This window comes from Microcystis wesenbergii NRERC-220, from assembly GCF_032027425.1.
Classification (GTDB): Bacteria; Cyanobacteriota; Cyanobacteriia; order Cyanobacteriales; family Microcystaceae; genus Microcystis; species Microcystis wesenbergii_A.
The window spans coordinates 4,381,837-4,403,064 of the sequence record NZ_JAVSJA010000001.1; the positions used below are offsets into that span (position 1 = coordinate 4,381,837).

The following is a 21,228-nucleotide window of genomic DNA, read 5'->3' on the forward strand; positions in this document are numbered from 1 at the left end:
CTAAACCCCTGTGGTACACTGCAAAGCGTACTCGCTCGTAAGTATGTAGGAGAAAACCTGAGTGTTAAGAGTCGCTGTTGTGGGTTCAGGGCCGGCCGGTTCTTCGGCGGCAGAAACATTAGCTAAAGCAGGCATTGAAACCTATTTATTTGAACGCAAATTAGATAATGCTAAACCCTGTGGTGGAGCGATTCCTCTCTGTATGGTGAGCGAATTTGACCTACCTCCTGAAATTATCGATCGCCGGGTGAGAAAAATGAAAATGATCTCCCCCTCTAACGTCGAAGTCGATATTAATCTCGATAATCAAGACGAATATATCGGTATGTGTCGTCGGGAAGTCCTCGACGGTTTTATGAGAGAACGCGCCCATAAATTAGGAGCGCATTTAATCAACGGAACCGTTTACGGTCTCGACATTCCCACCAATAGCACCGATCCCTATACCCTACACTACGCCGATCACTCCCACGGCAATTCCCAAGGGGAAATGAAATCTCTGAAGGTGGATGTGGTTATCGGCGCCGACGGTGCTAATTCCCGCATTGCCAAAGCTATTGATGCTGGGGATTACAACTATGCGATCGCTTTCCAAGAACGCATCCGTCTCCCCCAAGATAAAATGGCCTACTACGAAGATCTGGCCGAAATGTATGTAGGAAAAGACGTATCCCCCGACTTCTACGCTTGGGTATTCCCCAAATACGATCACGTCGCCGTCGGTACCGGCACAATGAAGGTCAATAAAGCCATGATTAAAGACCTACAAGCTGGTATTCGCGCTCGCGCAGCCCGTCGTCTGGAAGGGGGCGAAATCATCCGCGTGGAGGCTCACCCCATCCCCGAACATCCCCGTCCTCGTCGTGTAGTTGGTCGCGTGGCGCTGGTGGGAGATGCTGCGGGAACAGTTACCAAGTCTTCGGGAGAAGGCATCTATTTCGCCGCTAAATCAGCGCGGATGTGTGCTGAAACCATTGTCGAAGTCACTAACGGCGGCCAAAGTATTCCCACAGAGGACGAATTGAAACTCTACCTCAAGCGTTGGGACAAGAAATACGGTATGACCTATCTGGTATTAGATATTCTGCAACGGGTTTTCTACCGTACCGATGCCACCCGGGAAGCTTTTGTGGAAATGTGTTCCGATAAGGATGTACAGAAGATGACTTTTGACAGTTATCTCTATAAAACCGTTGTTCCCGCTAATCCTCTCGTACAGATGAAGATTACTGCTAAAACCATCGGTTCTCTCCTGCGCGGTAACGCTTTAGCTCCTTAAAATCAATTGATAACCAGAAAACCCAATCTCCCCATCGCGGTGGTTGGGTTTTCTTTTGGGTTGTTTCATCTCCTGTCTTCTCTAATACTAAATCTGGTTATTAAAAACTGATTATTTATTCTCCCTTTTGCATGAGTGCCTCTTGCATGAGTGCCTCTCCTGATATGTAGCCTATACTCAACGGATTTAGTATAATTCAAACAAAAATAAGGTATGTTATATTTGATTAACGCATCCGACGAGAGCGACTTGCCGCTACCTTAAGCGCCTTCGGCATCGTAACTATTGATATAGCTTATGACTGAAAATTCCTTCTTCAATGAGCAAAAAGAACAGTCCTTGATCAAAGCTAGGATTGTTGAGAAATATTTCTGGGCTTGGGCAAAAGTTATAATTTCAAAAGTTAAGGGATCGTCTTCAGTCCAGAAAATCGCTTATGTTGACCTTTTTGCTGGTGCAGGACGATATAAAGATGGCTCAAAATCAACCCCAGTAAAGGTTCTAGAAACTGCCATCGCCGATAAAGATATGCGAAATATGCTGGTATCGATCTTTAACGATGCCGATGTCGAAAATGTTAATTCTCTTCAACAAGCTATAGATTCAATTCCGGGCATAGAAAATTTAAAATACCGCCCTCAAATATCAAAATATGAGGTGGGAGAGGACATAGTTAAAATCTTCCAAAGCATGAAATTAGTTCCCACTTTATTTTTTGTTGATCCTTGGGGTTAAGTAGGTAGGCGTTAAAAGTTGTCAGACACCCCCCTTATCAAGGGTAGGGTTGATTCATGAATCAACCCTACCTTATCAAGGAGGGCAGGGGGGATCGAACCTAAAATCCATTTTTAATTTAATTATAACCAGCTACTTACAAGGGGCTATCTCTTCAACTTGTTAAGTACCTGAGCAAAATTAATTACACATCCAAGCCGTCAGCAGTTACTCCGTCAGCTTTTTGCTGTGATCAGTAAACAGTGAGCTAAAAACTCAAATCTGATCCCTGATAACTGTCTCCCGTCTCCTGTCTCCTGTCTCCTGTCTCCTGTCTCGACTAGGAAATTAATTTTGCACGACTACTTAATTCGGTCGTCAAAGATTGGGGTTGTGATTGCATCTTCTTCTTCAATTACAATCGCATCAACATGGGTTTAAGTAATGATGCAGTCAAAGAAAACATGAATGCGCTATTCGGACAAGTAGGAGCAGATCAACTCCGCGAACGATTGAAAACACTTACTCCACAAGAGCGTGAGTTAACCGTTGTAGAATATATCTGTGAAGCCTTGAAAGAAATGGGGGGTAAATATGTGCTTCCATTTCGTTTCAGACATGAAATGGGAAATCGTACTAGCCATCACCTAATTTTTGTAAGCAAGGCTCCTATAGCGGTAAGCGCTTGAGTGAGATACAGACCAAGCTTTGCCTAGCATGGTTTATAGCTTGTGACACTGTACCTAATACGACTGCACACCGCTATAAGCTAGTGAGGTACACATATTTTTCTTCCCTTTTGACTTTTGCCTCTTGCCTTTTGCCTAAAACCCATAACTTTTGTACCTCAGCAGACTGAAAAACGCTATAAAGGCTATGGAATTATGAAAGAGATAATGGCTAAAGAGAGTTCTGAACAGACGCAGGGCGTACCATCTTTTGAGTATAATCCTGCAACTCTTCAACAACCGTTACTCTTTGAGCTAACCCGTCCTCTCGATCAACTGGAATCTATGTTGTTGGACAATTTTTCAGGTAAAACTATGACGATGGCAGAGATTTACGACCAGCATCATCCGGGAAAACCGTACATTAAAAAGAATTACAAAACTGCCCTTAGCAATCTTGAATCTCAAGGAAAAGTCACAGTACATTCACCCGAGGACAAAAAACGGCGAAAAGGAACGTTTGCGGATGATTTAAAGGTTACATTTCCAGTTAAGCAATAAGCTCTAATTTTTCTGAACGCCTCGCTGATTTAAGTGGGACACTTCCCCATTTTTGGATATGCTGATTCCAAGCATTAGGCATCTCGTCCCAGATTTTATCATCAAGTAATCTACCCCCTGCTTTCGGTGTCCTTCCCCCAACTTGTTTGAAAAAAAATGCTACCCCTGAATTTTGACATTGATTGCGGATATCCCTTGCCCAGTCAAGTTTCATCGGGCGATGTTTTTGCCCGGATTCTCCGCCGACAATAACCCAATCAATGCCAGTTAAATTAAGTTCTAGTGGTCCTAAAAGTGGCTCACAGGAAATGAAACGCACTGAAACAGGCACTGTCCGAAGATATTCAATCCGATCTATGTGGTTTTGGTTCTCGACAGATACACCTAGCCAAATGTTTTCTGGAAAATCTAATTTAGACGCTAAATCACCTAGACGGCTTTGTCGCTTTGTTAGAATCTGATATATATGCCAAGGTGTTGAATGAATAACTGAGAAAACTTGTCTGATAAAGTCGAGAGGCACATCATCATGAAAAAGGTCACTCATTGAGTTGACAAAAACTCGACTGGGAGTGCGCCAACGTAAGGGTTCTTCCAATCTTTCTCGATGCAAAGTCAAGCTGAATCCATTGGGAAAGTTTTTGGGAAAACGCTGTGTAATAGCTTCGGCGTAACAATGCAGACAGCCAGTGCTAATTTTATCGCACCCGGTTGTTGGATTCCACGTTTTATCAGTCCACTCAATACCAGTGTGTGTACTAGACATATTTAAACTCCACAAGCTATATCTATGACAGACGCTACCTGCCGATAATTAGCAATTTACTTGTACTATACCATTGTTTGACAAGTACAATTGTCGCCGCACTCACTTTCTACATTACGCAATCGTCAATGAGTTGCGGTGTACACAAAATATTACATCGTTTAACGAAAACAACAGGCACTTACGAAGTTATAACCGATGCTATGAAATCTAAGCGGCGATCGCTTCACCGGCAATCTCTAAGTAGGGCTTGCTGAATAAATCTAAAAACCTTTTTGGATAAGACTTTTAGACTTTTTTGAAATCCAAAAGTGCCAGGCATGGGAGTGATCAGGGGAAAAATTCAGGTACTTTTTCCCTGAAAATTAGGTAATTGACCACGGCGGTTCGACAAGCTCACCGTCCACTCGACTGATCTCACGGCCGAAGCCTGCCCCCAGGAAAAACTTTTTCAGCAAACCCTAATTAATTTTGCCTGCTGAAAATTTCGCTGATTATATCATAAAAATTACCAAAAATACTTAATTTACTAAGACAACTAAATAATTGTTTAATCGGTAATTCTTGAGGAAATCTAAAATCAGAACTCAACCGGCAAAAAGGGTGAGAGAATAAAAACATAGTTCAGAGAGTAAGCTGTTCGTAATTTAAATTGCTTGTTGACTTGCACTCTTGCAAAAGGCAACCCCCCAACCCCCCTAGGGTCGTTTCATTCTCTCAAATGTCATTCTCTCAAATCCTTATCTGGCAACGTTTTAAGTCGATTTCTCGGAAATATATATCTGAAAATTTTTAAAAACGTCGTGCTTTGCTTACCTCATAAGCGATTAAAGGTAGCAAAAAAAGAATTAGATTCGGAGAATGAATCAGCCCTACCCACCCCCCCGATGTCGGGGGGGTAAGGGGGGGTGGGCTAATCTAAGAATAAGCGATTTAAATACGTCTTAGCTTAGAAGCTATCAAGACAAGCTTTGCAGTCGTAAAATCCACAATTCGTGCCGGGTGAAGGCTGATAAATAACTTTCAGACAAGCAGAATTAAATTTAGTAGAAAAAAATCGCAACAATCTGTAAATCTACTGAAAAAAGAGAGAAACCTTATGTTTTGTGAACAATGCGAACAAACCGCTAGTGGTAATGGTTGCCATCAGTGGGGAGCCTGTGGAAAAAGTCCCGAAGTCAACGCTGTTCAAGACTTATTAGTTTATTGTCTGCGGGGATTAGCATTGGTGGTTTTAAAAGCCAAAGAAGCGGCAATATCTACTCGCGAAGCCGATATTTTTACCTGTGAGTCGCTTTTCGCCACCATGACCAATGTTAACTTTGATCAACGGCGTTTTACTGATTATATTCAGCGTTGTTTAGAGATTCGGGAAAATTTAAAAGCACAATTGGGATCGCTTGACTGGTCTGCACTTGCTAACTATCAGCCTAATTTTAATGAGAGTCTAGTCAGCCAAGGTCAAGAAGTATCCTTAGAACTAATTGAAAAAGTGCAAGACCTCGATATTTTTTCCCTAAAGTTAACCGCTATCTACGGAGTTAAAGGTCTTGCTTCCTATACTTTCCACGCTCAGGAATTAGGTCAAGAGGATGACTCGGTTTATCAGGTTATCCAAGAGACTTTAGCGGCAATTGACCGCGGGGATTTAAACCTGAATGATTGGGTGGCAATCTGTCTAAAAGTCGGGGCCGCAAACCTGCGGGCCATGGAATTATTAGATCAAGGTCATACCGAAACCTACGGTCATCCTATACCGACAAATGTTCCCTTAAATCCGCGTCTAGGTAAAGCCATTTTAGTCTCCGGCCATGATATTAAACAATTAGCGGCTTTACTGGCACAAACTGCCAATACTGGGATAACAGTCTACACCCACGGAGAATTATTACCCGCCCACGGTTATCCAAAACTCAAAGAAAAATATCCCCATCTCTACGGTCATTATGGCACCGCCTGGCAAAATCAAACTAAAGAATTTGCTAAGTTTCCGGGGGCAATAGTTTTAACTACTAATTGTCTCATGCCCCCCCACGAAAACTATGAAAGTAAACTCTTTACCCTCGGACCTGTGGGTTATGCCCATATTAACCGCTTAGAAACAGTGGACGGTGCGATCGATTTTAGTCCCGTGATTGCTAAAGCGCAGTCATTGCCCGGATTTACTGAAATAAGCGAACCTCGGCAGGTAATGGTGGGATTTGCCCACAATACCGTTCTCAGTGTCGCTGATACGGTGGTTGATGCCCTTAAACAGGGTAAAATCCGTCACTTCTTCCTGGTTGGGGGCTGCGATGGGGCAAAACCCGATCGCAATTACTACACCGAATTTGTGGAACAAGTTCCCGAAGATTGCATCGTTTTAACCCTTGCCTGTGGAAAATTCCGCTTTTTCGACAAACAACTAGGTAGCATCGAAGGATTACCCCGGCTGATGGATTTAGGACAATGTAACGATGCCTATAGTGCCATCAAAATCGCCCTAGGATTAGCCAACGCTTTTAACGTTAGCGTCAACGAGATTCCCCTCTCCCTAATTATCTCTTGGTACGAACAAAAAGCGATCGCTGTACTGCTCACCCTGCTACATCTAGGGATGCAAAATATCCGTCTGGGACCAACTTTACCGGCATTTATCTCCCCCAACGTCCTGAAATTCCTCTCCGATACCTATCACCTGCAGCCGATTACTACCCCCGCAAAAGACTTAGCCGATTGTCTAAGTTAAAACTTTCTGTAAAAATCCCACCCTTGGCCACAAACTGTGGCCTATGGGAAGGAGAGGGATATTATCCTCAAGGAGAATAATTTTTATGTCCGTAATCACTTTAAGCATTGATGGTAAAGATGTAGCGATCGAAGCAGGTTCGCGAGTTCTGGCGGCAGCTAGTCAGGTAGGAATAAAAATTCCCGCCCTCTGTCATCTCGATGGGGTTTCCGAAGTGGCTGCCTGTCGCTTATGTTTGGTAGAAATTGAAGGTATTAATAAATTATTACCTGCCTGTGTAACGGAAGTGGCGGAAGGAATGGTGGTTCATACCGATACTCCAAAACTGAAAGAATATCGCCGCATGACGGTGGAATTATTATTCGCTGAAGGTAATCACGTTTGTGCAGTTTGTGTGGCTAATGGTAACTGTGAATTACAAGATTTAGCCATCGAAGTGGGTATGGATCATAGTCGTTTTCCCTACCGTTTTCCTAAGCGAGAAGTGGATATTTCCCATCCTCTTTTCGGTATCGATCATAATCGTTGTGTTCTCTGTACCCGTTGTGTGCGAGTCTGTGATGAAATTGAAGGGGCGCACGTTTGGGATCTGGCTTATCGCGGCGAAAAAGATAAAATTATTGCGGGAATGGATCAGCCTTGGGGCAGCGTTTCCGCCTGTACTTCCTGCGGCAAATGTGTTGCCGCTTGTCCAACGGGAGCCATATTCCGCAAGGGTTCCGCCGTTTCTGAAAAAGAGGAAGATCGATCGAAGTTGGAATTTTTAGTTAACGCTAGGACTCAACACCAATGGACGCGTTAAAGTAATCAATGGAGGGCGATAGTGATCGATGGGCGCCTTTAGATATCTACGAGCAGAAATTAGCCGCCAAGGTAAGGGAGGACTATGATCAGATTATGGGTAATAATCAAGATATCCTAGCGATTGCCACCCAATACGAAATCTCGGAGATCGATATCCGACGCGCCAAGGATTACGCTTTTGGATCGGGAGTGTCTCGATATCAATTTTTTCCGGAAGGTTTAATGGTAGCAGCTTGGCGAAGACTCGCTGGCGCTCAAGGGAATAATCTTGATCGGATGTTTCTCAATCATGAAATCTACGAATCTGACTTAGTTATTAATCGAGGATTTTCGCAGCAACAAGCGCATTTACTGGCACAAAAACAATATCCTTGGTCCGATTCAATTCAGCAAACAAGATAATTATGACCACATCACCCGAATCGCAATTTCTGCAAGCCCTAGAAATGTGTCAGTCTCTCTCCAATTTGACGGCGCAATTTTCTATTATTCCTTGTCGGGTAATTGAAATTTTGTCTGATGTCAGTCAAGAGCCTAGGGTTTTGTATTCGCTCTTAATTAAATATTCTAGAGAGGTGGATTGTGCTTTAGTTGCCCTAGATATTTATGCCAAAAATGCTGATAATTGGCGAGTAAAAGATCGAGATAGAACCTGTTCTCTTGGTTTTGGAGTGAAAGACCATTGCACGATTTTAAGCTGTTTGCTCAATTTCGGCAAACGTCCTTTTTCTTTTATTTCCTATACGGGAAATTTTGCATCGGAGGCGATTATTTTTGAGCTACTTAAAGACTGGAAAAATCTAGATTTAGCCCCTTTCTTTGAGGAAAAAATGCAAGAGTTTATCCAGGAGGCAAAAATAGCTTAAAAGAGTATTTCTTTTCGTTTGATACTTTTGACAAAATTGCAACTCAGCCAAAAAATACCAATCAAGGAATTAAAATTATGTCTAAAATTCGCTTCGCTACTGTCTGGTTAGCCGGTTGTTCGGGATGCCATATGTCCTTCCTCGATTTGGATGAATGGCTGTTAGAATTAGCCGAAAAAGTTGACGTTGTCTATAGTCCTGTCGGCTGCGATCTGAAAACCTATCCAGAAAATGTCGATGTCTGTTTAGTGGAAGGAGCGATCGCTAATCAGGATAATTTAGAACTAATTCATCTAGTCCGTCAAAATACCAAAACCGTCGTTTCTTTTGGTGATTGCGCCGTAACTGCTAACGTTCCCGCTATGCGGAATATGTTAGGAACTGCCGATCCCGTGCTAAAAAGAGCTTATTTAGAGTTAGGAGATAACACGCCTCAACTACCAGAAGAACCCGGTATCGTTCCCGAATTATTAGATCAAGTGCTGCCCGTCCATCAAGTCATTCCCATCGATATTTTTATGCCGGGATGTCCCCCCGATGCGGACAGAATTCGCGAGACATTGATTCCCATTTTAAAAGGGGAATTACCCGTGATGGCAGGGCGAGAAATGATTAAATTTGGTTAATTGAATCAGTTATCAGTTATCAGTCGTCAGTTATCAGTTATCAGTTATCAGTTATAAGATTTGAGTTTTAAGTTTTGAGTGAGCAGTATGTATTAAGTGAGCCTCATCAAATGCCAGTTTGCTGCTGTCTTTTCGCTGATTATTGATTACTGTTTACTGATTACTGATTGGGTGCATCTCACATTTGTAGAAATACCGACAATCAGCAATTATCAGTGACTCCTAAATTATTACAGATGTGTCAGCGGCTGCGTGTAAGCATCCCACCGAAAAACTAATGCGCTCCGGGGTTTGGGGGCGGCACTTCGACACATTTCGACCTCAAGGGGTGACAAAGGGGTTCAAAGGTAATCAAGATAAAGACTCTAGCCAAATGAACCCAAAAGAAATAGAGTGGTTGAGACAACCACCCAAAATTTCAATATGTTACCATCATTCTATCAGGCCTGTTTACAAGCCAGCTTGACACAAGCACAATATCTGACTCTACAAATTCTTATACTGCTCCTACAAAGCCATAGAACAGTACAATTGGAGAGATTGGCCGCCTTATTTCCCCAACCAATTACCTTTGAAAGCAGAAGAAGAAATTTACAAAGGTTTCTCAAGTTACCGCAATTAAGTGTAAAATTGTTATGGTTTCCGCTAATTAAACACATTATTAAGCAAGAGTTTAGCGAAAAAAATAAAAATCGACATCAAAGAAGAAAACTGAAAAAACTTAAGCATCTGGGACATCTATTATTGGTAATTGACCGAACAGATTGGAAAGGAAGAAATTTGTTTGTAGCTAGTGTTATTTGTGGAAAAAGGGCGTTACCTGTGTACTGGATATTGTTAGATAAACAAGGAAGCAGTAATTTAGGGAACCAAAAAAACTTTCTCAAGCCGGTATTAAAATTTTTGAAATCCTACCCAGTTGTCGTGATAGGCGACCGAGAATTTCACAGTGTTCAACTAGGAAAGTGGCTAGACGAAAAGGGGATAGCCTTTATTCTGAGACAAAAGAAGGGAACATCTTTGCTATTATCAGGTGAAGAAAACTATCAACCTCTAAAAGCTCTAGATATTCAACCGGGGACTCAGCATTTTTTTTCGGATATTTATCATACATCTGCTCATAAACTTGGCCCTTTTAATTTGGCCACTCGCTGGAAAAGACGCTACCGTAGTAAACAAGCCGAAGCTCCTTGGTATCTTCTTACTAATCTTGACTCTTTGGATGAGACTTTAAATTTATATGAATCTCGTTTTGGCATTGAAGCAATGTTCAAAGATTGTAAAACGGGAGGTTATAATATCGAGAAAACTAAAGTTAGCGAACCGCGTTTTTTAGCTCTTGTTTTATTAATTGCTATCGCCTATTCTTTAAATACAATACGGGGTCAACAACTCAATATTTTACCCCACCGTGTTTATATTTGTCGCCTCAAAGAATCTAATCGTTCTGCTGAAAGACATAGTGATTTTTGGATAGGGACTTATGGTACTTTTTGGGTTGAGTCGATGGATATTTTTTCGGAACTTGCCCTTTCTTTGATACGCCTCAAACCCCAGAAAAACCCTTATTTCTCCAAAGGGTTAACGGCTATGAGCCTTATCAAGCAAGCTCTTTAACCTTTCTGTCACCCCTTGAGCATTTCGACACATTTCGACAAGCTCAATGTAAAGGCTCAATGTAAAGGCTCAATGTAAAGGCTCAATGTAAAGGCTCAGTGACCGCGCCACGCCCCCAACGGGGGGTTTGGGGGGTTCTACCCCCCAAAAGCTTGGATTGAGTAATCAGATCTGAAGTAATACTAAATCCCTTGAGTATAGGCTACATATCAGGAGAGGCACTCATGCAAAACGGAGAATAAATAATCAGTTTTTAATAACTGGATTTAGTATTACTGATTACTGAACATCTCCCCTAAATCAAGTTAAAATATCCGCTCCTAACATCCGTTGATATTTAGCTTCTAAAGCTTTTTTTAAATTAGGCAAAGTGATTAAATGGGGATCATCTAACATAATTTTTTCGGCGGCATCTCTTGCCAAAACTAACACCTCTTGATCCTCGACTAAACTAGCGAGGGCAAAATCTGGTAAACCCGATTGCCGTTGTCCTAAAACTTCCCCTGGACCGCGGAATCGCATATCCATTTCCGAGATAAAAAAGCCGTCTTGGGATTGTTCCAAAACCGTCAATCTTTGACGAGAATTAGCACTATTAGTGCCACTTAAAAGTAAACAGTAGGATTGATGGGAACCTCTGCCTACGCGCCCCCGTAATTGATGTAATTGTGAAAGGCCAAAACGTTCGGCATTTTCAATTAACATCACCGTAGCATTGGGAACATCTACCCCCACTTCAATAACCGTAGTTGAGACAATAATTTGTAGAATATTATCGCGAAAAGCTGTTAAGATTTCCTCTTTTTCGGCGGAACTCATGCGACCATGGAGTAAACCGATATTAAAATTGGGAAAAATCTTTTCTGATAAATTTTGATATTCTTCCACCGCAGCCCTCACATCTAATTTTTCCGATTCTTCAATCAAGGGAAAAATCACATAAGCTTGTCTGCCTTGGGCAATTTCACGGCGAATTAAATCATAGGCAGCCCTTCTTTGATTCCCATTTAAAGCGGTGGTTTGAATCGGTTGTCTGCCGGGGGGTAATTCGTCAATTTGACTCACATCTAAATCCCCATGCAGGGTTAAAGCTAAAGTACGGGGAATCGGTGTTGCTGTCATGGTTAAAACGTGGGGAGACTCTCCTTTGCTTAATAATCTTGCCCTTTGTTGTACCCCAAAGCGATGCTGTTCATCAATAACAACTAACCCCAATTTGCGGAAATTAACTGCATCTTGAATTAGGGCATGAGTTCCCACTAAAAGTGGTAATTCTCCTGTCTCCAATTGGGCGTGAATTTCTCGCCGTTTAGCGGTTTTTGTGGAACCAGTTAATAATTCTACGGGTAAATGTAAGAGATTAAACCAGCTAACTAACTTACGATAATGTTGTTCTGCTAAAACTTCCGTGGGAGCCATTAATGCCGCTTGATAACCGGATTGTAGGGCTGCTAAAATAGCATAAACTCCGACAATTGTTTTGCCAGAACCCACATCCCCCTGCACGAGACGATTCATCGGGGTGCTAGAATCTAAATCCTCTAAAATTTCCTCAATAACTCGTTTTTGAGCATTGGTTAATTGAAAGGGAATTATCTGATTAAATTGATCAATTAATTGACCCCTAGCACTAAAAACAGCACTTTTCTGTGTCTGACGATACTGTTGCCGCCGCCGCAGAAAACCCAATTGTAAAAAGAAGAATTCATCAAAGACTAATCGCCGTCGCGCTTGACTGAGAATCTCGGCATTATTGGGGAAATGAATGTTAGTAATTGCTGTTTTTAAATCGATTAATCCGTATTGTTTTCTTAGACCGAAAGGTAGGGGGTCTTTTATCGCCTCTACTGCCCCAAAAGCGGCGACTACAGCCTTTCTAATTAGGTCGGCGGGTACTCCATCGGTGAGGGGATAAACCGGCAGAATACGCCCGATTTTTAAGGACTCAATACTTGCCCCAGAACTGTCTAATAATTCAAATTCAGGATTTTCTAAAGTTAACCCATATTTTCCCGCTTTGACTAAACCACTAACCGCCACCACCGAACCCACCAGATAGAGTTTTTTTTGTCCTTCTTGCCAAGCACGATTAGTATAGCGAGTTCCCGCATAAAAACGGTTTAATTTTATCTGTCCAGTGCGATCCTGTAAGAGCAATTCAAAGATAGCTAACTTGGTATTTTTGGGGCTAGTAAAACAATTACAGCGCTTGACATTCCCCACTAAAGTTACCGTTTCCCCCTCGGTTAAATTGGCGATATTGACTTGACGACTGTAATCAATATGATCCCGGGGATAATAATATAATAAATCTTCAACTTTGTGGAGGTTTAATTTTTCTAAAAGACCAGCTTTTCTCTCTCCCACTTCCGCTAGATATTTCAAGGGTTGTTCGAGGGTAACTTGCCGTGGAGAATTAGTCTTTGCCGTGATGGGAGTGGTATTAATAATTTTCGCTGCGACTGGTTCTTTTGGGGTGGGGGCTGCTTCTAAAGTTTGCCGTAATTGTTGCAAAAAATTGCGCGTTTCGGTGACTAATTGTTGTCTTTGTTCGGGATTAAATTGGGAGTATTGGGCAAATTTTTGGGCTAATTCTCGCCAGCGATTTCTCTCACTGGTGGCAATTCCCACGGGAGGATTATCCCCGAAACTAAGACAGAAAAACTCGCTAAAACGGTATTGATTTCCCTGAAGATCGGGATAACCTTTTTCCGCTTCTACAGATAAGGCTTTTTGTAATCTCACCCAGTCGGGTATTTCCCCTTTCATAATTGCCTCTTGATTCCAAATTTTCCGGTATTATGCTTCCCTAATACCTCTGTTTGATCATAACTGATTAATCATACCAACTACTGCGCCACGCCGCTTCTGCTTGAGCGATAGTATATTCTTTGCGAATACGATGATATTGTTCCCCTAGACGATTTAATTGTTCCCAAAGGGAGCGAATTTGATTTCTTTCGACACTTAAGCGCGTGTCAGCAAATTCCAGTTCAGCCATTCGTAGATGAATTGCCGTTACTTTAGTGACTTTGCCACTCGAAAAATCCCTATCATCCCCATCATCTTCATCTTCATCTTTTTCCTCCTCTAGTTCAGGGTTTTTAGCTTCCACTAAGATGTTTAACATATTATTTCCTCCACCTAGGGACTGTCCTTCTTCTCCCGATTGAATTGCCATATCGATAATTTGACTGGGTAGATGAGGGGGAAGAATATAAGCTTTTTGTAGTTGCTGATTAATTTGTCTAGAGAGATGATTGAGAATCTCGATACAGTTTTTTTCCAGCACTCGACAACAATAAAGTAAAATATCGGGGTTATTAATCTCTCCAGTTGCGGCTAGATTTTCCGGTTTGTTTAGAAAAAGTTTCAAGAAATCTGGGGTGTTAACTGTCTCTGCTGGACTTTTAGAGAATCCTACCCCCGAAAATGCCCCTCGATCGAAGCTCTGCTCGCCCAATTGCTGTAAACTAGCCTTAGCCTCTTGTCCTAGAGTTTTGATCTCCTCTTGCAGTTTCTGACGATTGCTGTGGGAGAGGGCCAGAAATTCCCCCCCATAGTAACGGGTACAGATATAATACACTGCCCCGATCGCCTGTTTATAGAGAGATTCACCGAGTAAATCAAGATAAATTCGGTATTTTTCTCGCATTCTTTCGGCTAAATTTGCCACTTCCGTTTCTATGTTCTTTAAATCTTGTTGTAGCTTGTTCAGTTTTCCAGTCATAGAAATTTTACCGAGGGAGAAGTTAGCGATCGGCGAATTCTATTATAGCGACTCACTGTCAGCTATAGCACCCTGTAGAAAAAGTGTCAGAAATACAAGAAACCCATTAAGATAATCTAGCAGTAAGCTATGACAGTGTTTCTCATCAGGATAAAGTGTAACCTAATTTGCTATCGACCACCGACTCCCCAAAACGAAAACTTCGCACCTCACCATCAAGATAACTGCTGTACTTAAATTTATGACTAGCAATCCTTCAGCTTCTTTAAAATTAAAAAAAACAAAAATTACCGACACAAATATCACTCTCTCCCATGGCAGTGGTGGCAAAGCAATGCGGGATTTAATTAACGAGATATTCGTTAATAACTTCGATAATAACTTACTGGCACCCCTGGAAGATCAAGCCCGATTTGAGATTAAAGATTTAGCTAAAATAGGCGATCGCTTGGCATTTACCACCGATTCCTATGTGGTTTCTCCCCTATTCTTTCCAGGGGGTGATATTGGCAGTTTAGCAGTCAATGGAACCGTTAATGATTTGGCTGTCGGTGGCGCAATTCCTCTCTATCTCAGTTGTAGTTTTATCCTCGAAGAAGGTTTATCTATCGACACCCTAAAAACCATCGTTACCAGCATGAAAATAGCCGCCGACAAAGCGGCGGTAAAAATCGTCACCGGGGATACAAAAGTCGTTCCCAGGGGACAAGGGGATCAAATATTTATTAATACCTCTGGAGTCGGAGTAATTGCGGCCGGAATCAATTCCGGTGCCAATAATTTACAAGTTGGCGATCGCATTTTGATTAACGGTTTTCTGGGGGATCACGGTGCCGCCATTCTGATTGCCAGGGGCGAATTAGACTTGCAATGCACAATCGAAAGCGATTGTCAAGCCCTGAATTCTTTAATTTCTGCAATTCTGGCAGTTTGCCCGGAAGTTAAAGCGATGCGGGATGCCACTAGAGGCGGATTAGCCACAGTTTTAAACGAATTCGCTCAAAGTTCAGGGGTGGGAATACAGGTGCAGGAAACGGCGATCCCCATCCGGGAAGAAGTGCGAGGAATGTGCGAATTATTGGGTTTAGAACCGCTTTATCTGGCAAATGAGGGCAAATTAGTCCTTGTCGTGCCTCCAGAGGCGGAAAATCGCGTTTTAGCAGTGATGCGTTCCCATCCTGACGGTAAAAATGCCGCTTGTATCGGGGAAGTCGTCGCTTCTCCCCCCAATTTAGTTTACTTAAAAACCGCTTTCGGCACTAAAAGGATTCTCGATATGTTAGTCGGTGAACAATTACCGAGAATATGTTAATTTTACCTCTGGTAAAAATCAAAAATTGTTGTTAGGGTTAGGAGTCAGTAGCCAGTAGTCAGTAGTCAGGAGAATTAAAAATGAATAATAATCAATTAAATGGTCTATTTACAGATTTTAGGCAATTTAATCCTTATTTTTGCTGTTTTGAACCCTCAAATAGTTGGGGTTTTGGGGTTTTAGTTGAAATTTCCTTGATAACTGATAACTGATAACTGATAACTGATAACTGATAACTGATAACTGAAAATGCACGAACTAGGAATCACCCAAAATATTATCGAACTTGCCTTAGAACATTCCCGAGGAATGAAAGTTAAGCGAGTGGTGTTAGAGATTGGTCAACTAACGGCAATTATGCCAGAATCGATCGCTTTTTGTTTTGATACCTGTTGTCAAGGTACTAATATAGAGGGGGCAATGTTAGAGATTCTGGAAATTTCTGGTTTAGGACAGTGCCAAGATTGCGGAAATGAGCTAGAACTAGAATATCCCTATGGCATCTGCGATCGATGTGGTAGTCGTAATATAATCATTTTACAGGGTCAAGAATTAAATCTCAAATCCTTGGAGACAGAATCCTTATGTGTGTAACCTGTGGTTGTTCTGATAACTCGGAAGTGACGGTAACTAATCCGCAAACGGGAACCCATGAACATATTTTAGCCGATGGTACTGTTATTAGTCATAGCCATCACGATCACGATCATGAGCATCCCCATCATCCCGCAGAAATTCACGCTCAAATTCATCATACCACTCTCCAAGTTGAGCAAAATCTGCTGGCAAAAAATAATCTGTTAGCGGCACAAAATCGCGGTTGGTTGAAGGGTAGAAAAACTGTTGCCCTTAATCTGGTTTCTTCCCCCGGTTCGGGAAAAACTACCCTGTTAACTCGCACAATTGCCGATTTAAAAACCGCTATTCCTATCAGTGTGATTGAGGGAGATCAAGCAACAGCTAATGATGCCCAAAAAATTAGTGAAACCGGTTGTCAGGTTATCCAAATTAATACCGGAACAGGTTGTCATTTAGAAGCATCAATGGTAGAGAGAGGATTAATCGAACTCGATCCACCGATGAATTCTTTAGTGATGATCGAAAATGTCGGTAATCTAGTTTGTCCTGCTTTATTTGATTTGGGAGAAAATGCCAAGGTTGTCATTCTTTCCGTCACCGAAGGGGAAGATAAACCGATTAAATATCCCTATATGTTCCACGCTTCTCAAGTCATGATCTTGACAAAAATAGACCTACTGCCCTACGTTAATTTTAACCTCGATCGCTGTTTAGATTACGCCTATCAAGTTAATCCCAATCTGAAAGTTTTTCAAGTTTCCGCTACCACTGGAGAAGGTTTAGATGCTTGGTACAGTTGGTTAAAATCGCTGGTTTAAGTTAAGTAGTAACACACCAAAAAAGTTCAGTCTAACCCCTAAAAACAATGACCCTAGCACTTGACCAAAATATTTATAATCAACTGTTGACTAAATTTCAACCCAAGATTATTGAAAATGAGGAAGAATATGAGCAAGCTCGTCATCTTCTGCTTAATCTAATTAGTAAACAGGATCGACTACCAGAAGAAACCGCGATGGTTAAATTAATGGCGACAATTATTAAGGATTTTGATGCCAAACAACCTCAACCCGAACCAGCTTCACCGCAGGAAGTATTATTACACTTAAGGTCAGCTAACAACATGAAACAAGCTGATTTAGTTGGTAAAATTGGTTCTAAGGGTGTGGTTTCAGAAATTGTTAATGGCAAGCGATCGATTAGTAAAGCTCAAGGGAAAATTTTAGGAGAGACTTTCAATGTTTCCCCCAGTGTATTCATTTAATTCTTTATTAGTTGTTAATGAAAACAACCGTCATTGTTCCCCCGATTAAATGTCAAGGTATCAAAACTAAACTGGTATCATCAATCAAAAGTTTAGCGGATCAGCAAAACTTTGATCGCTGGATAGAACCCTTTTGTGGTTCGGGGGTGGTAGCTTTTAATTTACAACCAAAAAAGGCCTTACTTGCTGATGCCAATATTCATATAATTAACTTCTACAATGACCTAAAAACTCAGCAGATCAATCCCAACCTTGTTAAATAATTTCTCGAAGAAAATGGCAACTTACTCAAAGAAAAAGGAGCAAACTATTATTATCAATTGCGAGAAAGATTTAATCAAAATCCCAACTACCTAGATTTTTTATGGCTCTTCGGGAATTGTTATGCAAATAATTAACTTAAAATAAAATTCGATGAGAGTGCCTACCCCTAAAAGTAGCTGAAATCCATGAAAATCGAAAACAGTTTTAAGATACAGTTGCGAATTTCCGTTCGACTGGGAGCATTGCGAAAAGGCTCAAGCAAAGTGCTTGTTGTCACCATTTGCCCTAAAAGACCCAAAGATTGAGCATTTCCCCGTGTATTAGGGTGAGGAGAGAAGAAAATATCCACCTGACGGGTTTCATCCGCCACTTCTTTGCGAACTTCCACCTTTCCCAGGGGAGACAGCAATCCCTCTAGGTATTGTTTGGCAAATTGATCGTGAGGTGGTCGAGTCATATCTTCAATCTTAGACCAGAAAAGACCCGACCGCACCCGACCCATTTCATAATCTCAGCTTATCAATGGTATAAGTAACAATATCGTCAACCCCCTTTACAAACCGTTACAAACTCTCTAAGATAGAGACATCATCAATCAATCGTACCTCGATAACTTAATAGGAATCATAAACCAATGACCACCACTCTACAACAGCGCGAGAGCGCTTCCCTGTGGGAGCAGTTCTGCCAGTGGATCACCAGCACCAACAACCGTCTTTATGTCGGCTGGTTCGGTGTGATCATGATCCCCACCCTGCTCACCGCCACCACCTGCTTCATCATCGCCTTTATCGCCGCTCCTCCCGTAGATATCGACGGTATTCGCGAGCCTGTAGCTGGTTCTCTACTCTACGGAAACAACATCATCTCTGGTGCTGTTGTTCCCTCTTCCAACGCGATTGGACTCCACTTCTACCCCATCTGGGAAGCTGCTTCCTTAGATGAGTGGTTATACAACGGTGGTCCCTACCAGTTAGTCATTTTCCACTTCTTACTAGGTGTCTTCTGCTACCTCGGTCGTCAGTGGGAACTGTCTTTCCGTTTAGGAATGCGTCCTTGGATTTGTGTAGCTTACTCTGCACCTGTATCCGCCGCTACTGCTGTATTCTTAATCTACCCCATCGGACAAGGTTCTTTCTCTGATGGTATGCCTTTAGGAATCTCTGGAACCTTTAACTTTATGTTCGTGTTCCAAGCAGAACATAACATTCTCATGCACCCCTTCCATATGTTAGGTGTTGCTGGTGTGTTCGGCGGTTCTCTGTTCTCCGCGATGCACGGTTCCCTAGTAACTTCTTCCTTAGTGCGTGAAACCACTGAAATCGAATCTCAAAACTACGGTTACAAATTCGGTCAAGAAGAAGAAACCTACAATATCGTTGCCGCTCACGGTTACTTCGGACGTTTAATCTTCCAATACGCTTCTTTCAATAATAGCCGTTCCTTGCACTTCTTCTTAGGTGCTTGGCCGGTAATCGGTATCTGGTTTACCGCAATGGGTGTTAGCACCATGGCGTTCAACCTCAATGGTTTCAACTTCAACCAGTCGATTCTCGATTCTCAAGGTCGTGTAATTGGTACTTGGGCCGATGTGTTAAACCGCGCTGGTATCGGTATGGAAGTAATGCACGAGCGCAACGCTCACAACTTCCCCTTAGACTTGGCTAGTGGTGAACAGGCTCCTGTAGCTCTGACTGCTCCTGCTATCAATGGTTAATTCCTAGTCTGAAGGAAAAGGCACTCCCGCGAGGGGGTGCTTTTTTGTTGTTAGAATAAAAAATAGGGTAGTTTGTTTGAGGTTAAATTATGCTACCTATTTTTTAATATTTAGGATTCATAGTATTGTGTTTTTTGATGTCTTTGAGGAACCTCTTGGTCAGCTATTATTGCAAAAATATCAACTATCTCTAATCGTTTTTGATCCCGAACAGGAGGTGATTCTGGAATGGATACACTGGTAAGTGATCGGCAGTTAATTGAACAAATTTTTAATGATTATACCCAGATTCCTTATTCAGATAGTGACGTGATCTTAGAAACGGTATTCGATCGGCAACAAGATCGCTATTTAGTGATGGTTTTAGGTAGAGAACCAGTATATGTTCGGCCTTATCGCGCTACCCGTCGGGTTCATGGTTGTTTAATTCATGTTGATATCATTGATGGGAAATTTTGGATTCAACGAGATGGTACTGAGGAAGGAGTCGCTTCAGACCTTCTCAAAGCTGGTATCCCTCCAGAACCCATTGTTTTAGGGTTTCTTAGCCAAGAATTAAGGCAATATTCCCAATTTGCTATTACTTGATCATTAGGTTAACTACTCTCTCATTTTGCTTAGTACATAAGTTCTGTGTTTTTCTTGCGATCGCTCGTCAGCCGCGCTCGATCGATGTTATTATCACTATCTCTGTAGGCTTTATATATTTTTCTCTCTCGGTGGGATGTTTTTCTGTATGCTGGTAATGGTTTCCTTTTTTTAGCCGCATATCCCCCCCCCTATGGTCGATAGTCTTCCCCTACGCAATTTAAAATATTATTGTGAAAGATTCGCCTCTTTGAATGTTAATGTTAGTAAAAAAAGAGGTAATGCTCAATATAAACCAATTTTACTTTTATCAGTTATCGATCTAATTTCACAGGGATTAATCACGGAAAATAAAATTTTTGTTTCTGATGAATTAATTAATACATTTAATAAATACTGGAATGTTTTATCATCTCAATATGAGGGTGGTTTGTATTATCCATTTTTTCACTTACAAAGCGAAGGATTCTGGTATCTAAGATTAAAGCCAGATTTTAATGGGCTACAGCCAAAGTCAACGAAAAAACTCAAATTAGCTGTAGAATATGCCTTATTAGATGAGGAATTATATGATTTGCTGCAAGATCAAAATTATCGTCAGGAATTAATAGACACTTTAATATCAGTATGGTTTTCATCATCTCAAAAAGAAATTAGTGAAATATTGACTATTAACACTAACTTGCAGGATGTAAGTACGGAAGAATTATCGATATTCGATAATGTAGAACAGGAGAAAAAATTCTATCTACGAAAATCTTTAATAAGAAGTGCTTTTTTTCGTAAAGCAGTCGTTTATATATATAATTATCAATGCTCTTTTTGCGGTCTTAAAGTAAACCACTCCTTGACACAAAGTATTGTCGATGGCGCACATATCAAACCTTTTGCTAAATTCTATAATAACCAGATAAACAACGGTTTATCTCTTTGTAAAAATCATCATTGGGCATTTGATCAAGGATTATTCACAATTGATGATCAATACAAAATTATTATCACAAAAGATTTTGAAGAAGTTTCACCGAACGCAAAGTCTATAAAAGATTTTCATGGTGAGAATCTTTTACTGCCTGATAATAACGAATATCTGCCTAATCTTGAATCCGTAAAATGGCATAGAGATAATATATTTAAAGGTTAAA

Annotated in this window: 23 protein-coding genes and 1 pseudogene; 20 read left to right on the plus strand and 4 right to left on the minus strand. The window is 41.4% G+C overall.

Annotation, left to right across the window (positions count from 1 at the left end; all coding sequences use genetic code 11):
* Positions 1 to 61: 61 nt before the first annotated feature.
* From chlP to RAM70_RS21265, 4 genes are all read left to right on the plus strand, one after another.
* On the plus strand, positions 62 to 1,279 hold the full coding sequence (chlP, locus tag RAM70_RS21250; protein ID WP_045360886.1) for a geranylgeranyl reductase: 1,218 nt from the start codon (positions 62 to 64) through the stop codon (positions 1,277 to 1,279).
* Between the two features lie 297 nt (positions 1,280 to 1,576).
* Positions 1,577 to 2,014 carry a three-Cys-motif partner protein TcmP gene (gene tcmP / locus RAM70_RS21255; protein ID WP_312675509.1) on the plus strand — a complete coding sequence of 146 codons (438 nt, stop codon included), beginning with the start codon at positions 1,577 to 1,579 and terminating at the stop codon, positions 2,012 to 2,014.
* 380 nt (positions 2,015 to 2,394) lie between these two features.
* Entirely contained in the window at positions 2,395 to 2,682 is a 288-nt protein-coding gene (gene tcmP, locus RAM70_RS21260) for a three-Cys-motif partner protein TcmP (protein ID WP_376750923.1), read from the plus strand.
* A gap of 117 nt (positions 2,683 to 2,799) precedes the next feature.
* Positions 2,800 to 3,222 (plus strand): hypothetical protein, encoded by a 423-nt coding sequence (locus tag RAM70_RS21265; RefSeq protein WP_312675511.1) that lies wholly within the window; start codon positions 2,800 to 2,802, stop codon positions 3,220 to 3,222.
* Here the strand turns inward: RAM70_RS21265 and RAM70_RS21270 are convergent.
* Complete coding sequence (locus RAM70_RS21270; protein ID WP_190380575.1) at positions 3,212 to 3,988, minus strand: DUF5131 family protein; 777 nt, start codon at positions 3,986 to 3,988, stop codon at positions 3,212 to 3,214. The two genes, RAM70_RS21265 and RAM70_RS21270, sit on opposite strands and share 11 nt — an antisense overlap.
* Positions 3,989 to 5,087: 1,099 nt before the next feature.
* Between RAM70_RS21270 and hcp the strand changes: the two genes are divergently transcribed.
* The 6 genes from hcp (at position 5,088) to RAM70_RS21300 (ending at position 10,629) form a co-directional block, all read left to right on the plus strand.
* The gene (hcp, locus tag RAM70_RS21275) at positions 5,088 to 6,716 is read left to right on the plus strand and encodes a hydroxylamine reductase (protein WP_190380576.1); all 1,629 of its coding nucleotides are present in this window, start codon (positions 5,088 to 5,090) and stop codon (positions 6,714 to 6,716) included.
* Between the two features lie 85 nt (positions 6,717 to 6,801).
* Positions 6,802 to 7,518 carry a bidirectional hydrogenase complex protein HoxU gene (gene hoxU, locus RAM70_RS21280; protein WP_002760545.1) on the plus strand — a complete coding sequence of 239 codons (717 nt, stop codon included), beginning with the start codon at positions 6,802 to 6,804 and terminating at the stop codon, positions 7,516 to 7,518.
* 8 nt (positions 7,519 to 7,526) lie between these two features.
* A complete protein-coding gene (locus RAM70_RS21285; protein ID WP_190380577.1) occupies positions 7,527 to 7,922 on the plus strand; it encodes a hypothetical protein in 396 nt (131 codons plus the stop codon).
* 2 nt (positions 7,923 to 7,924) lie between these two features.
* Positions 7,925 to 8,386 carry a hypothetical protein gene (locus RAM70_RS21290; RefSeq protein ID WP_045360876.1) on the plus strand — a complete coding sequence of 154 codons (462 nt, stop codon included), beginning with the start codon at positions 7,925 to 7,927 and terminating at the stop codon, positions 8,384 to 8,386.
* A 77-nt stretch (positions 8,387 to 8,463) separates the two neighbouring features.
* Positions 8,464 to 9,012: an NADH-quinone oxidoreductase subunit B family protein gene (locus RAM70_RS21295; protein WP_002740992.1), complete on the plus strand. Its 549-nt coding sequence runs from the start codon at positions 8,464 to 8,466 to the stop codon at positions 9,010 to 9,012.
* A 423-nt stretch (positions 9,013 to 9,435) separates the two neighbouring features.
* A complete protein-coding gene (locus RAM70_RS21300) occupies positions 9,436 to 10,629 on the plus strand; it encodes an IS4 family transposase (RefSeq protein ID WP_045356150.1) in 1,194 nt (397 codons plus the stop codon).
* Between the two features lie 300 nt (positions 10,630 to 10,929).
* Here RAM70_RS21300 and recG read toward each other — a convergent pair whose 3' ends face one another.
* Positions 10,930 to 13,398 (minus strand): ATP-dependent DNA helicase RecG, encoded by a 2,469-nt coding sequence (gene recG, locus RAM70_RS21305; protein WP_312675518.1) that lies wholly within the window; start codon positions 13,396 to 13,398, stop codon positions 10,930 to 10,932.
* 67 nt (positions 13,399 to 13,465) lie between these two features.
* Positions 13,466 to 14,359, minus strand: a complete 894-nt coding sequence (locus RAM70_RS21310; RefSeq protein WP_045360872.1) for a hypothetical protein — start codon at positions 14,357 to 14,359, stop codon at positions 13,466 to 13,468.
* A gap of 241 nt (positions 14,360 to 14,600) precedes the next feature.
* Here RAM70_RS21310 and hypE point away from each other — a divergent pair, with 241 nt between their 5' ends.
* The 6 genes from hypE (at position 14,601) to RAM70_RS21340 (ending at position 17,777) form a co-directional block, all read left to right on the plus strand.
* Positions 14,601 to 15,671, plus strand: a complete 1,071-nt coding sequence (gene hypE / locus RAM70_RS21315) for a hydrogenase expression/formation protein HypE (RefSeq protein ID WP_045360870.1) — start codon at positions 14,601 to 14,603, stop codon at positions 15,669 to 15,671.
* A gap of 80 nt (positions 15,672 to 15,751) precedes the next feature.
* Positions 15,752 to 15,883: a hypothetical protein gene (locus RAM70_RS21320; RefSeq protein WP_002760537.1), complete on the plus strand. Its 132-nt coding sequence runs from the start codon at positions 15,752 to 15,754 to the stop codon at positions 15,881 to 15,883.
* Between the two features lie 37 nt (positions 15,884 to 15,920).
* Positions 15,921 to 16,265 carry a hydrogenase maturation nickel metallochaperone HypA gene (gene hypA, locus RAM70_RS21325; RefSeq protein ID WP_045360863.1) on the plus strand — a complete coding sequence of 115 codons (345 nt, stop codon included), beginning with the start codon at positions 15,921 to 15,923 and terminating at the stop codon, positions 16,263 to 16,265.
* A complete protein-coding gene (gene hypB / locus RAM70_RS21330) occupies positions 16,256 to 17,068 on the plus strand; it encodes a hydrogenase nickel incorporation protein HypB (RefSeq protein ID WP_190381248.1) in 813 nt (270 codons plus the stop codon). Before hypA ends, hypB begins: the two co-directional genes overlap by 10 nt.
* 47 nt (positions 17,069 to 17,115) lie before the next feature.
* Positions 17,116 to 17,514: a helix-turn-helix domain-containing protein gene (locus RAM70_RS21335; protein WP_190381247.1), complete on the plus strand. Its 399-nt coding sequence runs from the start codon at positions 17,116 to 17,118 to the stop codon at positions 17,512 to 17,514.
* Positions 17,515 to 17,531: 17 nt separating this feature from the next.
* Positions 17,532 to 17,777, plus strand: a complete 246-nt coding sequence (locus RAM70_RS21340; protein ID WP_052426732.1) for a DNA adenine methylase — start codon at positions 17,532 to 17,534, stop codon at positions 17,775 to 17,777.
* Between the two features lie 182 nt (positions 17,778 to 17,959).
* On the opposite strand, the pseudogene RAM70_RS21345 reads toward RAM70_RS21340, so the two are convergent.
* A pseudogene (locus tag RAM70_RS21345) lies at positions 17,960 to 18,235 on the minus strand (hypothetical protein); the annotation flags it as partial.
* A 177-nt stretch (positions 18,236 to 18,412) separates the two neighbouring features.
* Here RAM70_RS21345 and psbA point away from each other — a divergent pair.
* The 4 genes from psbA to RAM70_RS21365 all read left to right on the plus strand — a co-directional run bounded on the left by psbA (position 18,413) and on the right by RAM70_RS21365 (position 21,227).
* Positions 18,413 to 19,495 (plus strand): photosystem II q(b) protein, encoded by a 1,083-nt coding sequence (gene psbA, locus RAM70_RS21350; RefSeq protein ID WP_002731626.1) that lies wholly within the window; start codon positions 18,413 to 18,415, stop codon positions 19,493 to 19,495.
* 76 nt (positions 19,496 to 19,571) lie between these two features.
* A complete protein-coding gene (locus RAM70_RS21355; protein ID WP_312675528.1) occupies positions 19,572 to 19,739 on the plus strand; it encodes an element excision factor XisH family protein in 168 nt (55 codons plus the stop codon).
* Entirely contained in the window at positions 19,724 to 20,083 is a 360-nt protein-coding gene (locus tag RAM70_RS21360) for a XisI protein (protein ID WP_045360831.1), read from the plus strand. The genes RAM70_RS21355 and RAM70_RS21360 overlap by 16 nt, the downstream gene beginning before the upstream one ends.
* A 193-nt stretch (positions 20,084 to 20,276) precedes the next feature.
* The gene (locus RAM70_RS21365) at positions 20,277 to 21,227 is read left to right on the plus strand and encodes an HNH endonuclease (RefSeq protein ID WP_110545861.1); all 951 of its coding nucleotides are present in this window, start codon (positions 20,277 to 20,279) and stop codon (positions 21,225 to 21,227) included.
* The last annotated feature ends 1 nt before the right edge of the window (position 21,228 follow it).